21 protein-coding genes are annotated in these 18,949 nt (G+C 37.5%); 1 reads left to right on the top strand and 20 read right to left on the bottom strand.

Annotated features, from left to right (window positions below; genetic code table 11):
- Positions 1-12: 12 nt before the first annotated feature.
- The 9 genes from panC to LRP84_RS04780 all read right to left on the bottom strand — a co-directional run bounded on the left by panC (position 13) and on the right by LRP84_RS04780 (position 7,650).
- The gene (gene panC / locus LRP84_RS04820) at positions 13-861 is read right to left on the bottom strand and encodes a pantoate--beta-alanine ligase (protein WP_230574040.1); all 849 of its coding nucleotides are present in this window, start codon (positions 859-861) and stop codon (positions 13-15) included.
- Complete coding sequence (gene panB / locus LRP84_RS04815) at positions 861-1,697, bottom strand: 3-methyl-2-oxobutanoate hydroxymethyltransferase (protein ID WP_230574039.1); 837 nt, start codon at positions 1,695-1,697, stop codon at positions 861-863. Before panB ends, panC begins: the two co-directional genes overlap by 1 nt.
- A 399-nt stretch (positions 1,698-2,096) precedes the next feature.
- On the bottom strand, positions 2,097-3,077 hold the full coding sequence (locus tag LRP84_RS04810; protein ID WP_230574038.1) for a biotin--[acetyl-CoA-carboxylase] ligase: 981 nt from the start codon (positions 3,075-3,077) through the stop codon (positions 2,097-2,099).
- A complete protein-coding gene (locus LRP84_RS04805; RefSeq protein ID WP_230574037.1) occupies positions 3,062-4,255 on the bottom strand; it encodes a CCA tRNA nucleotidyltransferase in 1,194 nt (397 codons plus the stop codon). The genes LRP84_RS04810 and LRP84_RS04805 overlap by 16 nt, the downstream gene beginning before the upstream one ends.
- A complete protein-coding gene (gene bshA, locus LRP84_RS04800) occupies positions 4,242-5,387 on the bottom strand; it encodes an N-acetyl-alpha-D-glucosaminyl L-malate synthase BshA (protein ID WP_230574036.1) in 1,146 nt (381 codons plus the stop codon). The genes LRP84_RS04805 and bshA overlap by 14 nt, the downstream gene beginning before the upstream one ends.
- Positions 5,384-6,088 (bottom strand): bacillithiol biosynthesis deacetylase BshB1, encoded by a 705-nt coding sequence (bshB1, locus tag LRP84_RS04795; RefSeq protein ID WP_230574035.1) that lies wholly within the window; start codon positions 6,086-6,088, stop codon positions 5,384-5,386. Before bshB1 ends, bshA begins: the two co-directional genes overlap by 4 nt.
- 10 nt (positions 6,089-6,098) lie before the next feature.
- Positions 6,099-6,494 (bottom strand): methylglyoxal synthase, encoded by a 396-nt coding sequence (gene mgsA / locus LRP84_RS04790; protein WP_230574034.1) that lies wholly within the window; start codon positions 6,492-6,494, stop codon positions 6,099-6,101.
- Between the two features lie 14 nt (positions 6,495-6,508).
- On the bottom strand, positions 6,509-7,309 hold the full coding sequence (gene dapB / locus LRP84_RS04785; protein ID WP_230574033.1) for a 4-hydroxy-tetrahydrodipicolinate reductase: 801 nt from the start codon (positions 7,307-7,309) through the stop codon (positions 6,509-6,511).
- Positions 7,306-7,650 (bottom strand): nucleotide pyrophosphohydrolase, encoded by a 345-nt coding sequence (locus LRP84_RS04780; protein ID WP_230574032.1) that lies wholly within the window; start codon positions 7,648-7,650, stop codon positions 7,306-7,308. The genes dapB and LRP84_RS04780 overlap by 4 nt, the downstream gene beginning before the upstream one ends.
- Before the next feature lie 271 nt (positions 7,651-7,921).
- Here LRP84_RS04780 and LRP84_RS04775 point away from each other — a divergent pair, with 271 nt between their 5' ends.
- Positions 7,922-8,803, top strand: a complete 882-nt coding sequence (locus LRP84_RS04775; RefSeq protein ID WP_230574031.1) for a YitT family protein — start codon at positions 7,922-7,924, stop codon at positions 8,801-8,803.
- Positions 8,804-8,990: 187 nt separating this feature from the next.
- Here LRP84_RS04775 and LRP84_RS04770 read toward each other — a convergent pair whose 3' ends face one another.
- From LRP84_RS04770 to aroA, 11 genes are all read right to left on the bottom strand, one after another.
- On the bottom strand, positions 8,991-9,623 hold the full coding sequence (locus LRP84_RS04770) for a uracil-DNA glycosylase (protein ID WP_230574030.1): 633 nt from the start codon (positions 9,621-9,623) through the stop codon (positions 8,991-8,993).
- Positions 9,624-9,791: 168 nt separating this feature from the next.
- Complete coding sequence (locus LRP84_RS04765; RefSeq protein WP_098309395.1) at positions 9,792-10,475, bottom strand: zinc metallopeptidase; 684 nt, start codon at positions 10,473-10,475, stop codon at positions 9,792-9,794.
- 121 nt (positions 10,476-10,596) lie between these two features.
- Positions 10,597-11,379 carry a sporulation protein YpjB gene (gene ypjB / locus LRP84_RS04760; RefSeq protein WP_230574029.1) on the bottom strand — a complete coding sequence of 261 codons (783 nt, stop codon included), beginning with the start codon at positions 11,377-11,379 and terminating at the stop codon, positions 10,597-10,599.
- 72 nt (positions 11,380-11,451) lie between these two features.
- Positions 11,452-12,042 (bottom strand): lipoprotein heptaprenylglyceryl N-acetyltransferase LhaT, encoded by a 591-nt coding sequence (lhaT, locus tag LRP84_RS04755; protein WP_230574028.1) that lies wholly within the window; start codon positions 12,040-12,042, stop codon positions 11,452-11,454.
- Between the two features lie 285 nt (positions 12,043-12,327).
- Positions 12,328-13,095 (bottom strand): menaquinol-cytochrome c reductase cytochrome b/c subunit, encoded by a 768-nt coding sequence (locus tag LRP84_RS04750; RefSeq protein WP_230574027.1) that lies wholly within the window; start codon positions 13,093-13,095, stop codon positions 12,328-12,330.
- 47 nt (positions 13,096-13,142) lie between these two features.
- The gene (gene qcrB / locus LRP84_RS04745) at positions 13,143-13,817 is read right to left on the bottom strand and encodes a menaquinol-cytochrome c reductase cytochrome b subunit (protein ID WP_098309399.1); all 675 of its coding nucleotides are present in this window, start codon (positions 13,815-13,817) and stop codon (positions 13,143-13,145) included.
- Positions 13,818-14,330 (bottom strand): menaquinol-cytochrome c reductase iron-sulfur subunit, encoded by a 513-nt coding sequence (gene qcrA, locus LRP84_RS04740; RefSeq protein WP_230574026.1) that lies wholly within the window; start codon positions 14,328-14,330, stop codon positions 13,818-13,820.
- A 140-nt stretch (positions 14,331-14,470) separates the two neighbouring features.
- Positions 14,471-14,929 (bottom strand): YpiF family protein, encoded by a 459-nt coding sequence (locus LRP84_RS04735; RefSeq protein ID WP_230574025.1) that lies wholly within the window; start codon positions 14,927-14,929, stop codon positions 14,471-14,473.
- Positions 14,930-15,537: 608 nt separating this feature from the next.
- Positions 15,538-16,074 carry a ReoY family proteolytic degradation factor gene (locus LRP84_RS04730; protein WP_230574024.1) on the bottom strand — a complete coding sequence of 179 codons (537 nt, stop codon included), beginning with the start codon at positions 16,072-16,074 and terminating at the stop codon, positions 15,538-15,540.
- A gap of 72 nt (positions 16,075-16,146) precedes the next feature.
- On the bottom strand, positions 16,147-17,409 hold the full coding sequence (locus LRP84_RS04725) for a tetratricopeptide repeat protein (RefSeq protein ID WP_230574023.1): 1,263 nt from the start codon (positions 17,407-17,409) through the stop codon (positions 16,147-16,149).
- 109 nt (positions 17,410-17,518) lie between these two features.
- Positions 17,519-18,802, bottom strand: coding sequence for a 3-phosphoshikimate 1-carboxyvinyltransferase (aroA, locus tag LRP84_RS04720; RefSeq protein ID WP_437438759.1), 1,284 nt, complete (start codon positions 18,800-18,802; stop codon positions 17,519-17,521).
- Positions 18,803-18,949: the final 147 nt, after the last annotated feature.

The raw sequence follows: 18,949 nt of genomic DNA, 5'->3' as shown, positions 1-18,949 counted from the left end.
AGTTGCTCCTCCTTATTCAACCGTAAATGTAATATTATCAATTAATCGTGCATTTTCAAACTTTACAGCTATTGCAATAATCATACGCCCGCTTACTTTCTCAACCTCAGTTAAATTCGGATACGCATATAGATCAGCATAATCGACAACACCATGTGTGTTCGTTTCAATATATTCTTTAATGAAGTTCGTAATATTTTTTGGATTACGCTCCCCTTTAGCAGCTCGTTCTTTCGCCGTGCATAAGCTTTTATATAAATGCGGTGCTTCTTGGCGTTCTCTCTCTGATAAATAAATGTTGCGAGAACTACGTGCTAAGCCATCTTCTTCGCGTACAATCTCAACTGGCACAATTGTAACGGGAATATTATAATCATCCACAAATCCCTCAATAACTGCTACTTGCTGTGCATCTTTCATACCAAAATACGCACGATTTGGCATTGTAATATTGAAAAGCTTCATCAATACAGTTACAACTCCAGCAAAATGACCTGGTCGCTGCTTTCCACATAAAACATCCGTACGCTTCACAACTTCAATATTCGTTGTTCGCTGCGCTGGATACATTTCTTCGACACTTGGATAAAATAAATAATCCACTTCTACTTCACGCGCTAAGCGCTCATCACGCTCAATATCACGCGGATAACGATCTAAATCTTCATTCGGACCAAATTGCAACGGATTTACAAATATACTTAACATAACAATATCATTTTCTTTTTTCGCTTGTCTCAGTAATGTTAAATGTCCTTCATGCAAATAGCCCATCGTTGGAACGAATCCAACTTTTTTTCCACTTGCACGAAGCTCTCCCGCGATTTGCTGCATCTCTTGCACTGTCGTAATAATACGCATTATTGTTTTCCTCCGTATAACGCTAAGCATTCTTCTTCTTTCATCGTAAACGAATGTTCTTTCTCTGGAAATTGTCTTACCTTTACTTCATGAACATATTGTTCAATACCTCTTACTATCTCTTCTTGCACAGACGTGTATTGCTTCACAAATTTCGGAACGCGTTGTACACCATACGTAATAAGATCGTGATATACGAGAACTTGACCATCCGTTTCATTACCAGCGCCAATACCGATGGTTGGAATTGACAATTGTTTTGTTACAAGTTCCGCTAATTGCATCGGTACACACTCTAATACAAGCGCAATTGCTCCTGCCTCTTCGCATTTTTTAGCGTCTTCTAACAACTTCTTCGCACTTTCTGCATCTTTTCCTTGCACTTTATAGCCACCTAGCACACCGACAGATTGCGGTGTTAATCCAAGATGTGCTACAACCGGAATGCCTGCATTCGTAAGGAAACGAATGATTGATACAACTTCATCTGCTCCTTCAACTTTTACTGCATGCGCACCGCTTTCTTGCACAATACGGCGTGCATTATGCATTGTTTCTTGCAATGAAACGTGATAAGACATAAATGGCATATCTGTTACAACAAATGTATTTTTCGCGCCGCGGCGCACTGCTTTCGTATGATGAATCATATCATCAACTGTTACTGGAATTGTTGAGTCATAGCCGAGCACAACCATGCCAAGCGAGTCACCAACTAAAATCATGTCAACTTCTGCTTCTTCAACAAACTTTGCTGATGGATAGTCATATGCAGTTACCATCGCAATCGGCTCACTCTGTTCTTTCATTTTCAAAAAATCCGTTACAGTTTTCAAAAACTTCTCCTCCTTTACCTGGAGAGAGGAGATGGCCGGATGAAAAAACATATAAAAAACCCTTCTAACCATAAAAAGGCAGAAGGGTAGTATCATTCGGCAACATTCATCCCTCTGTCCTAGTCCTATTTTGGATCAAGGCAGAATCCACATTTTTATTTCGCTTTTCCTAAACAGCGGTGCAGTTCCCATTGATACTGCCCATATTCGATCTTATTATAACAAATAGCAAAACATAATTGCTATACTTTTCAAAAAAAGAAACTCATTTTTCACATACAATAGCCCTTCGCTTCTTTTTAAGCAAAGGGCTATATATTGATGCTAATCTAATGAGCAATGAGACTTCGTTTTTCATAAGCAGCAAAGAAAAGAAGTGCAAAATAGCTGCTAAACGTTTTACTTTACTTCAATATCAGCTGAATGAATATGATGTACGACTCCGTCATGATCTTCCAGTATAAGGACCCCGTCAGCAGTAATTCCTTTTGCAATGCCTGTAATCGTATTTGTCATCGTACGAGCTATAATTTCTTTTCCAATACTCACAGCGTAACTTTCCCACAGAAGCTTAATAACTGAAAAACCACGATCTAAATATTCTTTATATAACTTTTCCATCTGCAAGAAGATTTGCTGCATAAGTTCAGCTCGTACAACCGGTTTTTCGGCTTTGATTGCTAAAGATGTCGCAATGTGCTGGATCTCTTCGGAAAAATGTTCTTGTTTTTGATTCACATTAATGCCAATTCCAATAATAACAGCATTAATTTTATCAGGATCTGCCTGCATTTCTGTTAAAATCCCAACTACCTTCTTCCCGTTAATTAAAATATCATTCGGCCATTTAATTCCAACAGAAAGATTTGTACATTTTTCAATTGCCTGCGCTACGCTAACGGCAGCTAACAATGTTAATTGTGGTGCTTGATGAATCGGAACTGTTGGGCGTAAAATAATGCTCATCCAAATTCCTGTCCCCTTTGGTGAATACCACTTTCTACTCAATCGTCCGCGTCCTGCTGTTTGCTCCTCAGCAACAACAATGGTTCCTTCAGCTGCTCCCTCATACGCAAGACGTGCTGCAATTTGCTGCGTAGATGTTACCGATTCTTCAAAGAATACCGTTCTTCCTAAAAACTCTGTTTGCAAACCAAGATGAATTTCATTTGCCGTGACTTTGTCCGGTTTACTTGCAATGCGGTATCCTAAGCGCCGTACGGCCTCTAATTCATACCCTTCACTCCTTAGATCTTCCATATGCTTCCATACAGCTGTTCTTGAGCATCCAAGCTTTTCGCTAATCGTTTGTCCCGATAGAAATTCGCCATCAGCTTCAGAAAAAATTTGCAATAACTGTTTTCTTATAGAAGATTGCATCTATGCAGCCACTCCTTTATACGCTCTTTCTCATTTTCTAGTCGTCCGTATACTACTTCTTCTTCAATTTTTTGTAATACATTAGCAACCCACGGCCCTGCTTGTTCATTTGTCCATGATAATAAATCATTCCCGCTGACTTGCAATTGCTGACGATTATGAATTGGTAAATCTTCATATACCTTTTCTACACTCTTAACATTCGAATTTGAATATGTATTCATGACAGCTTCGTATACACGCTCTGCCATAAGAGCAATATCTTTCCCAGCTTTATATAATAAAAATACATTCCATCCTTGTTTTTCTCGTACTCTCACATATAATAAAACGGATACAATATCTTTTATTTTTTTATTCGAGAATTTCCATTGTCGTAAAAAAACAGATGGATGTTCTTCTCTAATGCAATATAAAAAGAACGCCCACGCCTCAGTGTCATTTTTGAAAAAGCTCCAATCATACTCTGCCGATTTTGAAATAAAGTCTCCGCACATTTGTAAATAAGGTAAATGCTCATATAATTTCGTTTCTACTAACAGCTGAAGTGCTTTTGCGCAATATGTACCGACAAGTAGTTTTTCAAATTCGGCTGTAATTCTCTCAATTGCTATATGTTCAAGTAAATGTCCATACTTTATAATGGCTTGTTTTGTTCCTGCTTCTAATGTAAATCCAAGTGTACTAACAAAGCGAATACCGCGCATCATACGAAGAGCATCTTCTTGAAAACGATCTGCTGCATTTCCTACAGTTGCAATTTCCTTTTTAGCAATGGCTTGTTGTCCGCCAAATAAATCAACTATTTCTCCGGTCTCCGTCATAGCAATTGCATTCATTGTAAAATCACGACGCTGCAAATCTTCGTCTAACGAACGAACAAATTGAACACTGCTCGGGCGACGAAAATCTTCGTAGTCTCCCTCTGTTCGAAATGTCGTTACCTCATATGGAACATCTTCTTGTACAACAATGACCGTACCGTGTTCAATTCCAACAGGCACGTGACGCGGGAATAGACGCATTACATCTTCGGGCAAAGCTGATGTTGCAATATCGATATCACCAATTGGTCTTCCAATTATATAATCGCGCACGCTCCCACCTACAAAATACGCTTCAAAGCCATTTTGTGTTAACGTATTAATAATTGGAACCGCTCGTTTAAATCGTTTCATATTTGTCATCCCTTAATATGTCATAATAAATTGCTTCATACTGTGAAACAATCTTTTCTGAGCCAAATTGTTCATACGCCACTTGCATTGAACGTTTGGCCATTTTAGCATGTAATGTATCATCTTGAAGAAGCTGTATTGCTTGCTGCGCAACGCCTTCTATATCTCCTACTCCACATGTATATCCCGTTTTTCCGTGCTGAATGACTTCAGGAATACCGCCAATACGCGTACCAATACAAGGGACACCGCACGCCATTGCTTCAAGCAGTACAAGCCCAAAACTTTCTTTCTCCGATAACAATAGCATTACATCACTCATTGCCAGAAGCTCAGCTACATTATCTTGTTTTCCTAAAAATAGGACACGATCTTCAATTCCTAAATTTTTCACGAGCTGCACAATCGTACAAAATTCAGGACCATCACCAACAAGCAATAGTTTTACTTTTGCTTGTTTTACAATGAGCGCGAATGATTGTACCACATCCTGAACACGCTTTACTTTGCGAAAGTTCGAAATATGAATTAATACTTTTTCATCTTTTTGTATACCATATTCTTTTCTTAACTGTGACATATCTCGTTGAAAATACACACGCTCATCAATAAAATTATAAACCGTTTCAATTTCTTTTTGCGTGTTTACTAATTCATATGTTTCTTCAATGAGTGAATGGGATACAGCTGTCACAACATCTGATTGTTCAATTCCAAAACGAATTAAATTATTTAAAGAAGGATCCGATCCTAATATGGTAATGTCTGTTCCATGTAATGTTGTTACAATTTTAATATTATCTCCAATCATTTGCTTTGCCAAATATGCGCAAATCGCATGTGGAATTGCATAATGCACATGCAATACATCTAACTTTTCTCTATGCGCTACTTCTGCCATTTTACTTGCTAACGCCAAGTCATACGGCGGGTATTGAAAAACAGAGTATTGATTAACTGTTACTTCATGAAAATAAATATTTGGATATACTTTATTTAAACGAAATGGCAATCCTGATGTAATAAAATGAATTTCATGTCCTCGCTCTGCTAACAACTTTCCTAATTCCGTTCCAACCACTCCAGAACCGCCAACAGAAGGATAACAAGTAATCCCTATTTTTAATTTCATTTTACTCCTCCTATTAAATCTTCATCTAATAGAAGTGGCCTTTTGCTCATAAACCCTTCTGCATATGTCACGCCAACTTCTTTTCCAAACATTTTTTCACGCGCTACAACCGTTTCTACATACCCTTCTGTCAATGGGGTTTTTACACCGTTTACTCCTTTTGTAAATTGACTTTCATATGCTTCTAGCGCAGCAATCTTATCAGAAATATATAAACTAATATCAATACAAAAATCCGGTTTACGAAAGCCATTAATCATGTAAAAATAGAGTGATTGAACGCGATGCGGTGGAAGCTCCGGCATATATTTACGAATTCCCGCTGAAAAGATGGCTTCTTCTACAAGTTTTGCACAGTTTGCATGATCTGGATGACGATCTTCATAAAATGGTACGAAGACAAGCTTCGGTTTATATGTACGGATAATTTTCACAATCTCTTGAATATACTCTTCTTTCATATATAGGCCGCGGTCTGGCATCGCTAGATTCATGCGCTTCTGTACACCAAGCCTGCTAGCTGCTTCTAGCGCTTCCTGTTTTCTCAGTTCTACCGTTCCATTAGAAGAAAGATCCGCCTCTGTTAAATCACAAATTCCAACTTCATACCCTTGTTTTGTATATTTCGCAATCGTACCCGCCATGCCGATTTCAACGTCATCGGCATGGGCACCAAAAGCTAAAATATGTAATCCGTTCATGTCGTTCCCCTCATTTTCGTAGCTTTCGATAATCTAAATCGCCCCGTTTTAAGGCATGCATTAAAAGTTCCGCACTTGCCATATTGGTTGCAAGTGGAATTGAATATACATCACATAAGCGAAGGAGCGCATTCACATCCGGTTCATGTGGCTGCGATGTCAATGGATCACGGAAGAAGATCACCATATCCAAGTCGTTTTTTGCAATCATTGCACCAATTTCTTGATCGCCCCCAAGCGGACCAGATTGATATCTTGTCACAGACATACCTGTCGCCTCCATAATTCGAAGACCTGTTGTTCCTGTTGCAAATAACATATGTTTCTCTAAAATAGGTTGGTATGCATGCGCAAACGAGACCATATCATTTTTCTTTTTATCATGGGCAATTAAGGCAATCTTCATCTTTATTTTCCCCTTTAGTCAATAATATTTTCTAAACCATATACGAGATGGTCTAATTGCATCACTGTTTCAATAGAAAGTTTTACTCCTGACATAAATGATGCACGGTTAAAGGAATCGTGACGAATCGTTAACATTTGTCCATCCCCGCCAAATAGTACTTCCTGGTGTGCAATCAATCCTGGTAACCGTACGCTATGAATATGGATACCATCAACATTTGCCCCGCGTGCACCTTCTAGTTGCTCTGTTTCATTTGGATGCCCTTGTTGTTTCGGTTCACGATTTTGACGAATTAAATCTACTGTTTTCACAGCTGTACCAGACGGAGCATCTAATTTTTGATCATGATGCAATTCAATGATTTCAACATCTTGGAAATATTTCGCTGCCATTTGAGAGAACTTCATCATTAAAACAGCTCCAACTGCAAAGTTTGGCGCAATAATTGTACCAACTTGTTTCTCTTTTGTTGTTTCTATCAATTTTTGCAGCTCTTCTTCTGTAAAACCTGTTGTTCCGATAACAGAACGGATTCCTCGCTCTACCGCAAGTGTTACGTGTTTCTTTCCGATTTCTGGTGTTGTTAAATCAAGCAAAACATCTGCTTCCACTTCATCTAAACAAGTATGTAAATCCGCATAAATTGGAGCATCTATGTTAGGTAATCCAGCAATGTCAGAAATTTTCTTGCCACCGTGTTTGTAATCAATAGCAGCAACTAAATTGAAATGTGGTGTTCTCTCCATAAGAAGTACTGCTTCTTGCCCCATACGTCCTCGTGGCCCTGCAATAATTACTTTAATCTCATTCATTCCATCTTCTCTCCCTCTTCAATACGTGTCCAGCGATCTTTATCACGTGTGTTAAATTTTTCCATAACTATATTATGAGCTGTTTCTAAATCAATGTTTAAGCTATTTGCCATACAGATCATAACAAATAACACATCGCCAAGCTCTTCTTCAATTGTGCGTTCTTTTTCTGTGCTTTTCTTTGGCTTTTCACCATAATAATGATTAACTTCCCTCGCTAGCTCTCCCATCTCTTCTGTTAAACGAGCTAGCATAGCAAGTGGACTAAAATATCCTTCTTTAAATTGACCAATATATGCATCTACTTCCTTTTGCATATCTTTCATTGTTTTTTGTTCCATGTTATTCACCTCTAATCCTTCTTTTATCATGTTAGCCAATTCATGACGATTTGACAAATATTATCGCATGTTATCTCTTATTTGCCACGTTTTTGAGGATACACTATGAAAACTCCCGTTCCCCTTTAAATCTTCAAATGGGAGTTTCCCCATGTATTACCTTTCATAAATGCATAACACGCGTGGAGTTTTCTTGCCAATTTTCCGATAAATTACGTATACTATCAATAAGAACAAGATAAGGTGATGACTACATACTAGGGGGATTTGCATGAAATTAAACTTAAAAATACAAAATATTCTTTTTATCCTGATTGGTTCTGCTATTTTCTCATTTGGCATCGTTAATATTAATATTGAAAATCATTTAGCAGAAGGTGGTTTTACTGGAATTACATTACTTCTTTATTTCCTCTTTTCACTAGACCCGTCTTATACAAACTTAATCTTAAATATACCTATCTTTTTTATAGGTTGGAAAATGCTCGGTCGTACGACATTTTTATATACATTAATAGGGACATTTAGTGTTTCGTTATTTCTCTGGATTTTTCAGCGTTATGATATATTTAATATACATTTAAACTTACAAAATGATATGATGTTAGCCGCTTTGTTTGCTGGCTTATTTATTGGTGTTGGGTTAGGAATTATTTTCAAGTATGGCGGCACAACAGGTGGAGTCGATATTATTGCACGGCTAGCTCATAAATATATCGGCTGGAGCATGGGGAAAACTATGTTCATGTTTGATGCCGTTGTCATTATCTTATCAATCCTTACATATTTATCATACCAACAAGGAATGTATACATTAGTTGCCGTGTTTATCGGAGCAAAGGTTATTGATTTTATGCAAGAGGGAGCGTACGCTGCAAAAGGAGCAACAATTATATCTGAGAAAAATGATGAAATTGCCGCAAAAATTTTATCCGAAATGGATCGCGGAGCAACTTTCTTAAAAGGAATTGGTACATACACAAAAATTGAACGAAATGTTTTATATTGCGTTGTTGCTAAAAATGAAATTGTAAAACTTAAAAGTATTATTACATCTGTTGATCCACACGCTTTCGTTGCTGTAAGTGATGTGCATGATGTTGTTGGCGAAGGATTTACGCTCGATGAGAATAAAAATCCGTTACACAATTAACTATACATGTTCTTAAAAATAACTTAAAAACCCCTTTCTTTTTAGGGGAGGACGAGAGCCTCTGGCCGTGCATAGAAGCGGTCAGGGCTTTTTTCTACCACATACGAGGTTTTAAAACAAAGAGAGAAAGCGAGTGCAGGTCCTGTTGTATTCTGTATAGCAGCGACTTAGATGTCGAAATATTAAACTAAATATGCTCTCTCAACTTTTCTAAATCCTCATGGATCAAATCCAATAAACTACGATTATAAAAAATTGAAGCAGGATGAAATGTCGGGAAAATTGTATAGGCTTTCTCTGTCCAAGTATAAGTTGCATGATTAGGATCTGCTAGTCGCCGAACAGGTTGCGTAAACACTTGACCATGCATCTCTGACACTTTTTTGTCTGAACCAGCTAAACGTTTGAGCGCAATATTTCCTAGTGTAACAATAATAGGTGCATGAATATGCTCTATTTCATAATCCAAAATTGGAGCGTGGGCAAGTATTTCCTGTTGATTCGGCGTACGATTATATTTACGTTTCACTATTTCTCCGCTTCGCTCTCGTTTCTCCCCCCATTTATATGGCCGACTACGTACTGCACTAGTAATGTATACTTCTTCTCTTGTCACACCAACCCGCTTTAGAAAATCCATGAGCTGATTACCAGCTCTTCCGCTAAAAGGTATCCCATTATGAATTTCTGTTTCGCCCGGCGCTTCTCCTACAAGCATCATCTTGGGATTTTGTGGTCCTTGTCCATATACAAAACCTTCAACAGGATAGGGGGCCATTCTCTCTTTCGCTTGCTTCACTAATAACTCTGGAAATTCCATGTTTAGCACCTCTGCTTGTCTCATTTGTATTGAAACAGCTAACTCTTCAATTATCCTTACACAAACTTCTCAAATTACACACATTTATTAATAAAACCCATCACAAGAACTTCAATAATTATGAAAACAAAAATACAAAATAAAAAAGACTATCAAAACTGATAGTCTTTAATCATCATTACGCTGCATACCTGTATAAATTAATAAAAGACGAAGCAGTTCAAATACTGCAACTGCCGCTGCTGCGACATACGTAAGAGCTGCTGCATTTAATACTTTACGAGCTTGGCCATATTCGTCCGTTGATACAATGCTAAGCGCTTCAATTTGCTTCATTGCACGTTTTGATGCATCAAATTCAACTGGCAATGTAATAAGTTGGAATAACACACCTGCTGCCATTAGGATAATTCCTAATAACAATAAATTTGACATACGTGCAAACATACCGATCATAATGAAAATCCACGACATATTTGAACCAAAATTTGCAACAGGAACAAGCGAATGACGGAAACGCATAAAGCTATAATCTTTTGCATCTTGAATCGCATGCCCAACTTCGTGTGCAGCTACCGCTGTCCCAGCAACAGAATGTCCATAATAATTGTCTGTTGATAAACGAACTGTTTTCGATCTTGGATCATAGTGGTCAGATAAATGTCCTGGTGTTTCTTCTACCGCTACATTGTACAAACCATTCTCATCTAAAATTCTACGAGCCACTTCCGCACCTGTCATACCAGAAGTTGAATACACTTGTGAGTATTTACTATATGCGCTGCGTACTCGAGACTGTGCATACAACGGTATGATCATGATGATAGCAAAGTAAATTAAGTAAAAACCCATCATGAACCTCCAATAAAGTTATGTCATATAGTAATAACCATTCTATTTTCTTCTCGTAACATTGTCAACAAAGAAACCTTACAACAGAGGTTCTATATTTCACTTCGTTTGAAAAACAATTTTATCTATTCTTCGAATGCATTGCACTTTTTTGTTTTTCTTTTTCCCCTTTATATTTTCTCCAACCAACATACGTTAATGTAAAAATGATAATACCTCCTGTTACAGTCATAAACCATATAAGCGAAGAATCTACCTCGTCCCTTTTCGCCAGGCGAAAAATTTTATTTAAATCATCTTTTATAATTCCCACTTGTGTTTGACCACTCTTATTTTGGATCATCATATAACGAAATTCATCTAAATACGACAAATGAGAATTCACACGTTGCAATTGTTTTTCCGGCAAGGCAATCATTAAACTTGGATAAATAATATCAAATTCATGCAAAAATACATTTAACGATTGTTGAAAACGATCATGTTCTCCTTTTTGCATTGCGTTTTCGATTTGTCCAAATGCACTCATTACATTTTCTTCCCGCTCCATCCAAAGCGGCTGATATTTCGATACTTCTGCATCTAACACGAGACGAAGTGCTAGCACATTATCTATCTTTATTTGTTTACTTATTTCTTGTCCTTCTAAAGATTTCAGTGCTTTCTCATAAGCAAGCGAAATAACGCGAATATGCTCAGGCTCTATTTTCTTTGTTTGATTGACCGTTAAAAACTGCTGTGAAAAATGTGTTAATATTTGCGTCGCTTTGTCGTATTCTTCTTGTTTTACAAACTGCAACGAGTCATCTAATAATCCATTTAGCTCATTCCAATTAGCTGCATATATACGAACAGGAAACAATATAAACATAAACGCTATGATTCCAGCTAATACTCTTTTCATTCTTGTCCCCCCTATAGCTTCTAATACAAAATATGTAGAGTGGGACAAGAATAGAACAGAGAGATTCATTTACTACAGTGAAAGCTGAAGACGACGCTCCCGCATGCAAAGGTAGTATGTAATTCCTAAAGCTATTATACTGAGCCAAAATGTGAAATAACCAATTGGTTGATAGTACATATCTAGCACACCATACCGCGGCATTTGTCTAAATACATAATCAATGATGTCATTATGCAGCGTCCAAATAGCTGCAACTACAAAATGCCAACGCTTTATGCGGTAAAATGGAGCATACAGTAAACCTTGGATAGCCATTGCACCATGAGACACAATCAGCATATATCCTGACCACCCAATATCTCCTTGTACAATAAGCAGCAATATGTTCATTCCAACAGCCCATACACCGTATTTAAATAAAGTTACAATTGCCAGAGCCTCCATCAATCCCCAATTTTTCCTTTGAAGAAAAGCGATTAATACAAATACAAAAAACAAACTAGCTGTTGGACTATCTGGAACAAATGGCAAAAATATAAAAGGCGTTTCAATTAACTGATATTGATACCATATGTATCCATATATCGTTCCAAAAATGTTTACAATGAGTAAAAGCCATAAAAAGGTGCGTTCTCTCAATATCAAATATAAAAATGTCACGTTTTGATCCCTCAACTTTCTTAACATACAGTCATATTATAGCAAATTTACCTATATACAGTGCAATTTCTATAGGTGTATATCTTACAGTCTGTGAATAGCGGGATAAAGTGAAACTTCCATCAGTGGGGGGCTTCATCCCCCACTGATGGTTAGTTGAACCAATCGGGCTTTTACGGGCAGTGTCTTCTTCGCTTTTCTCTGAATCTTGAGGTGGGGGTCTTACTGCCCGTTAATGCGGGATAAACTAGAAAAACTGACTGCAAAATTGCAGTCAGCATTCGTTTACTTTTTATTATATTTCTCGATAAATTCTGTTACTTTCTTCAACTCTTCATCTGTGCCTTTAAAGACACCTTTTGGCATTGCACCTTTTCCCTCTTTTGCGATTTTCGCAATTTCCTCCGGCTTTAATGTCAAGTTTTGCAGTGCAGGTGCAGCTGCTCCCCCTTGTAAGTTATCACCGTGACATGTTAAACATGTATTTTTTTGCATAATTTTATAACCGTCATCATTTTTATCAACTTGTACCGTTTTTACAATCGCACCTTGTCTTTTCGCAGCTGCCCAGTCATGTGTTGCAACAGATTGCCACGTTAAGAAAACGATGGATGCTAATGCTAAAAGCATAAAACCTGTTGCGGCCGGGCGTTTAAATGGACGGCGTTCCGGTCCTCGATCAAGAAACGGAGCAAGTAATAACGCGCCAAATGCGATACCTGGCATAATAAATGCTCCAATAACAGTATATGGACCAGATGCATAAGAATACTTTAACAATTGATACAGAAATAAGAAGTACCAGTCTGGAAGTGGGATATACCCTGTATCTGTAGGATCTGCAATTCTTTCAAGTGGTGATGGATGCGCCACTGTCAAACAAAGATAGCCAATTAAAAAGACTGCACCAACCATCCACTCTTTTAATAAAAAGTTTGGCCAAAATGCTTCTGTTTTCCCTGGATATTCGGAGTAATCTTTCGGAATATTCGGTTTTCTAACAGCAGGTACTCGCGAATCTCCGACAAACTTCATCCCTTTGCCACGATGCATAATCTCCCTCCTTTAATTATGTTCTTCCCTTATAATCTAGTAACATCTTATAGCGGACCGGAAATACCTTGTTTGCGAATCATGATGAAGTGAACTGCCATTAATCCGAGAAGTGCGGCTGGCAAGAAGAATACGTGAATAGCAAAGAAGCGAGTTAGTGTTTGGGCACCGACAATTTCGGAGTGGCCGGCAAGCAACGTTTTTAAATAAGATCCAATAAGCGGTGTTTGCTCCGCGATTTGAAGCCCTACTTTTGTTGCAAATAATGCTTTCATATCCCATGGTAATAAATATCCTGTAAAACCTAATCCTAGCATAACAAAGAAAATAAGTACTCCAACAATCCAGTTTAATTCACGAGGCTTTTTATAAGCACCTTGGAAGAAAACTCGAAGTGTATGTAAAAACATCATAACGATAACAAGACTTGCACCCCAGTGATGCATACCGCGAACAATTTGTCCATATGCCACTTCATTTTGTAAGTAATAGACAGATTCCCACGCATTTTTAATATCTGGTACATAGTACATTGTTAAAAACATACCTGACAAAATTTGAATAACTGTAACAAAAAACGTAAGTCCTCCAAAACAGTACACGAAAGCTGAAAAGTGATGCGCTGGATTTACATGTTCCGGTACTTCATGATCGGCAATATCGCGCCATAAAGGGGTAATATCTAACCGTTCATCTACCCAATCGTAAATTTTATTTAACATCTATTTCGCACCTCCTCTTGGCTTCGCTTTACCTAAATAAAGCGTTCCATCTTTCACCTGTGATTGAAACACATCAAGCGGAGCAAGAGGCGGTGTTCCTTTTACATTTATACCATCTTTTGTATAACGTCCTCCATGGCACGGACAATAGAATTCATTTGGATGTGACTTGTCCGAATTCCAGTTCACCGTGCACCCTAAATGTTTACAAACTGGAGAGAATGCTACAATGTCTCCGCTTTCATCTTTGTGAACCCACGCTGACTTTGGTTCTTCTGATTTATACCAGCCGTCAACTTGTTTTACTTTAAAGTCGAAACGCTTCGGTTCAGTCGTAATATCCTTTACCTGTGCGACTGCAACCATCTCTCCCCCTGCTTCTTTCCTTAAAACTGGATCAAGCGCAAAGCGCGTCATTGGCATTAGAATACCAGCTGCCATAAATCCCCCTACACCTGTAAGAGTGTAGTTTAAAAACTGTCTTCTTGACACCTTGTGTTCTTTCTCACTCACGAAAATTTCCCCCCTCTATCAGAAATTGTCCCCCGTGAAAAACTAATATAAAAGATAAAAACTAGGACACTATCATGATATAATACCCTACTACATTGGTCAATATCATACTAATCACAATTATTAAAACTATCAATTTATTATTTATTTTCCCACTTTTCAGTTAATTTTTCCATAATATTTTTTATTTGCGCTTGAATTATTTCTCTTTTCGCTTGATCACTAAGCTGTTCTAGCGGTAGTGCTGGTAAACAAAATAGTTTTTCTGTCAATTCATGTTCAATTTCTTTCCAAGAAAAATCACTTGTGATCAACGCAATATGCTGCAAACCTTGTTCTTTCAAATAGTTCGTCCATTCTTGTAAACGATGCTTCTCACTTACATATGCCCCTTCTACATACGTAAATGCGGGTAATAAAAATACTCTACCTTTATACTCCCTCTCTAACTCTCTTGTTAAAGCAGAAATAAATTCTCCTTCTACAGCAGCTTCCTTCATCCCCTTTTCAAGCGAAATTGAAAGAAGTGGTATAATTCCCGTATCAATATACTCTCTAGCTTGTTCGTATTGCAATACATCTGCTACAGCCCATTTCACACTTAATAGCCCCCTTTTTCCCTTACTCCCACTCTAATGGACAGTATGACCTCACCCCCATACTACTTACCCATAAGAGCTTAATTGATTTAAATTATTTCTGAAAGAAGTCCCCATTTTCAAACATGTGAAGGGCAATAGCCCAGCGGTAAGGTGGGGATGAAATTCGGTTAGGCACAGCCTAAAGTAATTCCTGGCAAATACACACATGTTTTGCCCATCCATATAAGGATGTAGTTTCCCTTCGCCAATGTTTGTAGGTGTTAGCAACTTCTTATGAAAGAAGGCTTGTGGTTGACCGTTCCTTCCCAATCAGAACTGTTACAGAGCCACAATAGAGCCAAGAACTAGGGAATCATTCTTGGGTATGCAGCCTACGAACGTAGTCCACATAGGACTACGGCTAGGCAACCAGAGCTTTTTACAAGCCCTCACTTCAAAACGCGTTAGCATTTAAGCGGTGGGTAGTTGACCTAATCATAAAGAAAGTTTCACTCTATTTCTATTAAACCATACAGATAAAGGTAAAAAAAGAAAAACCATCTATAAAAGATGGTTTTTCTTTGCAATAGTCTAAAAATTTTCATAATTACTTTTCACAGATAAGTTTATAAGCATTTTAACTCGTCTGTTAACTTGCGGAATGTTTCTTCATCATGAGTATCAAGCGCTTCGTCAATTAATTTCAAAAGTCGTTCTTTCCGAAACGAATATACGCTTTCTTCTAAAAATCGCTCTGCTAATAAACGATCTTTTTCATTTACATCGATATTCTTCGGTAAATATGGATTTTCTTCTAGCACTGCCACATAATTCGCATTTTGAAAAGATGATTTAAAATTGAGCTGAATATAAATATCTTCATCTCTGTTTAAGCGAATATCATGAAATGATTTTTCCGCATCAGTCGTCATTACATTTTGTTTATAAAAATGAAACGGTAAATCTTTCACGCAATTCGCTGACATTACCAACCCACGCGGACAATATTTCGCATGCTCTACAAAATGCACCTTATCCATTAATTGATCATGACTCATTAAATAATTTAAAATCCAAACACATTCTCGCTGTTTCAGTTGGTAATTATTTAAAAACCATTTTACAAAATCTTTCTTTTCATTCACAGAAACAGGGGTATTCATAGCGCTTAATCCCTCCTCTGTCCTTCTTTTTTCTTTTTACATTCAAGAAGCAGTATTCAGTTTCCTTCCAACTTATGAAAAATCCTCTAAATTATATAATAATTCTTCAATATGAGTTTGTGTCGGATCTAGCTGTAATAAACGTGTAAATACTTCTTTCGCCTCTTTTCGCAATCCCTCTTCTAACAAGAAGTAACCGTACTCCTCCAAGAAATCTGGATGATTCTTAAAAGAAGTATATGCGCTTTGGTAATGATTTAATGCTTCCGAATACAATTCTAATTGTTTTTTCGCATGTGCAATATCCCAAAGTAATTGCGTGTCCGTTTCCCCATTATCAATGGCTTTTTCTATAACAGCAATCACCTCTTCATACCTTTCTTCTTCCTTTAAGATGTATGAATACTTTAAGGTAGCCCCTAAATGCGACGGATCAAGCTCTAATGCTTTCTTAAGCGAATCTTCTGCTTCATTTCTTTTCCCTAGCTTCGCTGCAACATTAGCAAACTCTACATAAAATGGTATTGATAGTTCGTCAATTTTTATTCCTTCTTGAAGCGTTTCATAACTTTCTTGAAGCATCCCTTCTTTTTCATAGCATTTCGCCAAATACATATATAAAGATGCATATTCTGGATCTAATTCTTTTAATTCTTCCCATACACTGATTGCTCTTTGGTACTGTTCTCCTTGATACAACGTAAACGCAAATCCAAATAAAGAATGAATATCCTTCTGCTCCTCTAAACCTTCCTCATAATAAGAAATTGCTTCACTCCATTGCCCAAGTGCGCTTAAATTTTCAGCCAATCGAAGCGGAACAACAACACCGCCCATCACTTTATGTTCTGGAAGTAATGATTCATAATATGGAATTGCTTTACTATCTTCTCCTTTACTGCTATACAATTCCCCAAGCCCGAAAGCAATTACCGGCTCATCTGGCATCATCGCTTTCGCTTTTAATAATTTTTGCTCTGCTACTTCGTCAAAACCTTGCATTTGATATAAATCAGATGCAAGGAGGAGAGATTGAACATATAATTCATCATTCTCTTGAATGTCGTGAAGTACTTCAATTGCTTCATCTTCTTTGTCTAAATCAATATATAACTCTGCTAAAAATAACGTGAATTCACTTTCTTCTGGGTATAGCAACCGTAAATCCTCTACTATTTCTAGCGCTTGATCTACAAACCCTAGTGTATAATAATAACGAGCAATTTCATACTTTTCTTCATCCGTACCTTGTTTTACTTGCTCTGCTAATAGTTGTAATCCTTTCTCTGTTTCTCCGCTTTCAATATATGTAACAGCTTGTTCAAACTTTTGCATAACTAGCTCCTTTATCTAAATACTTATGTAAATTCCATAATAAACAACTGTTTCCGTGTAAGCAACAGTGTGAAGAAGAAAAGAACCTTCTCAAAAAGAAAAGATTCTTTTAGTTTTGCAGCATATGTAACTGTTCAAAGAAGTTCGGATATGACACAGCTACTGCCTCGCTATTTTCAATCGTAACTTCTCCATCTGCTATACACGATGCAATCCCTAACATCATACCAATACGATGATCACCATGACTATTTACCACGTTTCCATGTAATTGCGTTTTACCATGCACAATCATACCATCTTCTGTTGCTTCAATATGTGCTCCTAGTTTTTTCAATTCATTTACAACTGAATCAATACGATTCGTTTCTTTTACTTTTAATTCTTCCGCATTTTTAATCACAGTTGTCCCTTCTGCTTGCGTTGCTAACAGTGCTAAAATTGGAATTTCATCAATTAATTTTGGGATGAGCGCACCGCTAATTTCTATTCCTCTTAATTGTGAGGTTTCAATTGTAATATCACCGCTTGGCTCAAATTCTTCATTGCGAATATTCTCTATTGACAAATTCGCACCCATTTGTGATAACACATCAAGAATTCCAGTTCTTGTAGGATTTAACCCAACATTTTTCAACACAATCTTACTCTTTGGCACAATTGCACCTGCTACTAAGAAAAAAGCAGCTGAAGAAATATCTCCCGGCACCTCAATATTCACTGCAGAAAGCTTTTGACCGCCTTCTAATGAAACAGTTAATCCGTCAACAGTAACGCAACAACCAAATGCACGTAACATACGCTCTGTATGATCACGAGATTGTAATGGTTCTGTCACTGTTGTCACGCCTTCTCCTTGCAGTCCTGCAAGTAAAATAGCTGATTTCACCTGTGCACTTGCAACGGGAGAACGATAATGTATGCCTTTTATATTTCCCCCTCGAATAGAAAGAGGCGTAAATTGTCCATCTTCTCTTCCATCAATTTTAGCACCCATTTGACGAAGAGGTTCTGTAACACGTTTCATCGGACGCTTTCCAATTGAAGAATCTCCGATAACTGTACAATGAAACGATGCATTTGATAGTATACCAAGCATTAACCGAATTGTCGTTCCTGAGTTTCCAACATCTAATACTTCCGTCGGTTCTACTAGTCTTTGTAATCCTTTTCCATATACAGTGACATCGTTACCCTTTTGCTCAATCTTAATTCCTAACTGTTGAAAACAAGCAATCGTACTTAAACAATCTTCACCCTGAAGAAAATTTGTAATCTTCGTTGTTCCTTCTGCAATTGCCCCAAACATAACAGCGCGGTGCGAAATAGACTTATCTCCAGGAACAAAAATCGTTCCGTTTAATTCATTCTTAAGCTTTGTTAATTGTTTCACCTCTATCACCTCTATTAATGTTCACGTATGTATTCTTTCTTTATCTCGCTATTTTTGGACAGTAAGAGCCCGATTGGTTCAACTAACCATCAGTGGGATAAAACGTCCACTGATGGAAGTTTCACTTTATTGTACTTCTTTCCTTCT

The sequence above is a fragment of the Bacillus rhizoplanae genome (genome assembly GCF_917563915.1).
Lineage (GTDB): Bacteria > Bacillota > Bacilli > Bacillales > Bacillaceae_G > Bacillus_A > Bacillus_A rhizoplanae.
This window is presented reverse-complemented; position numbering and strand designations above follow the sequence as displayed.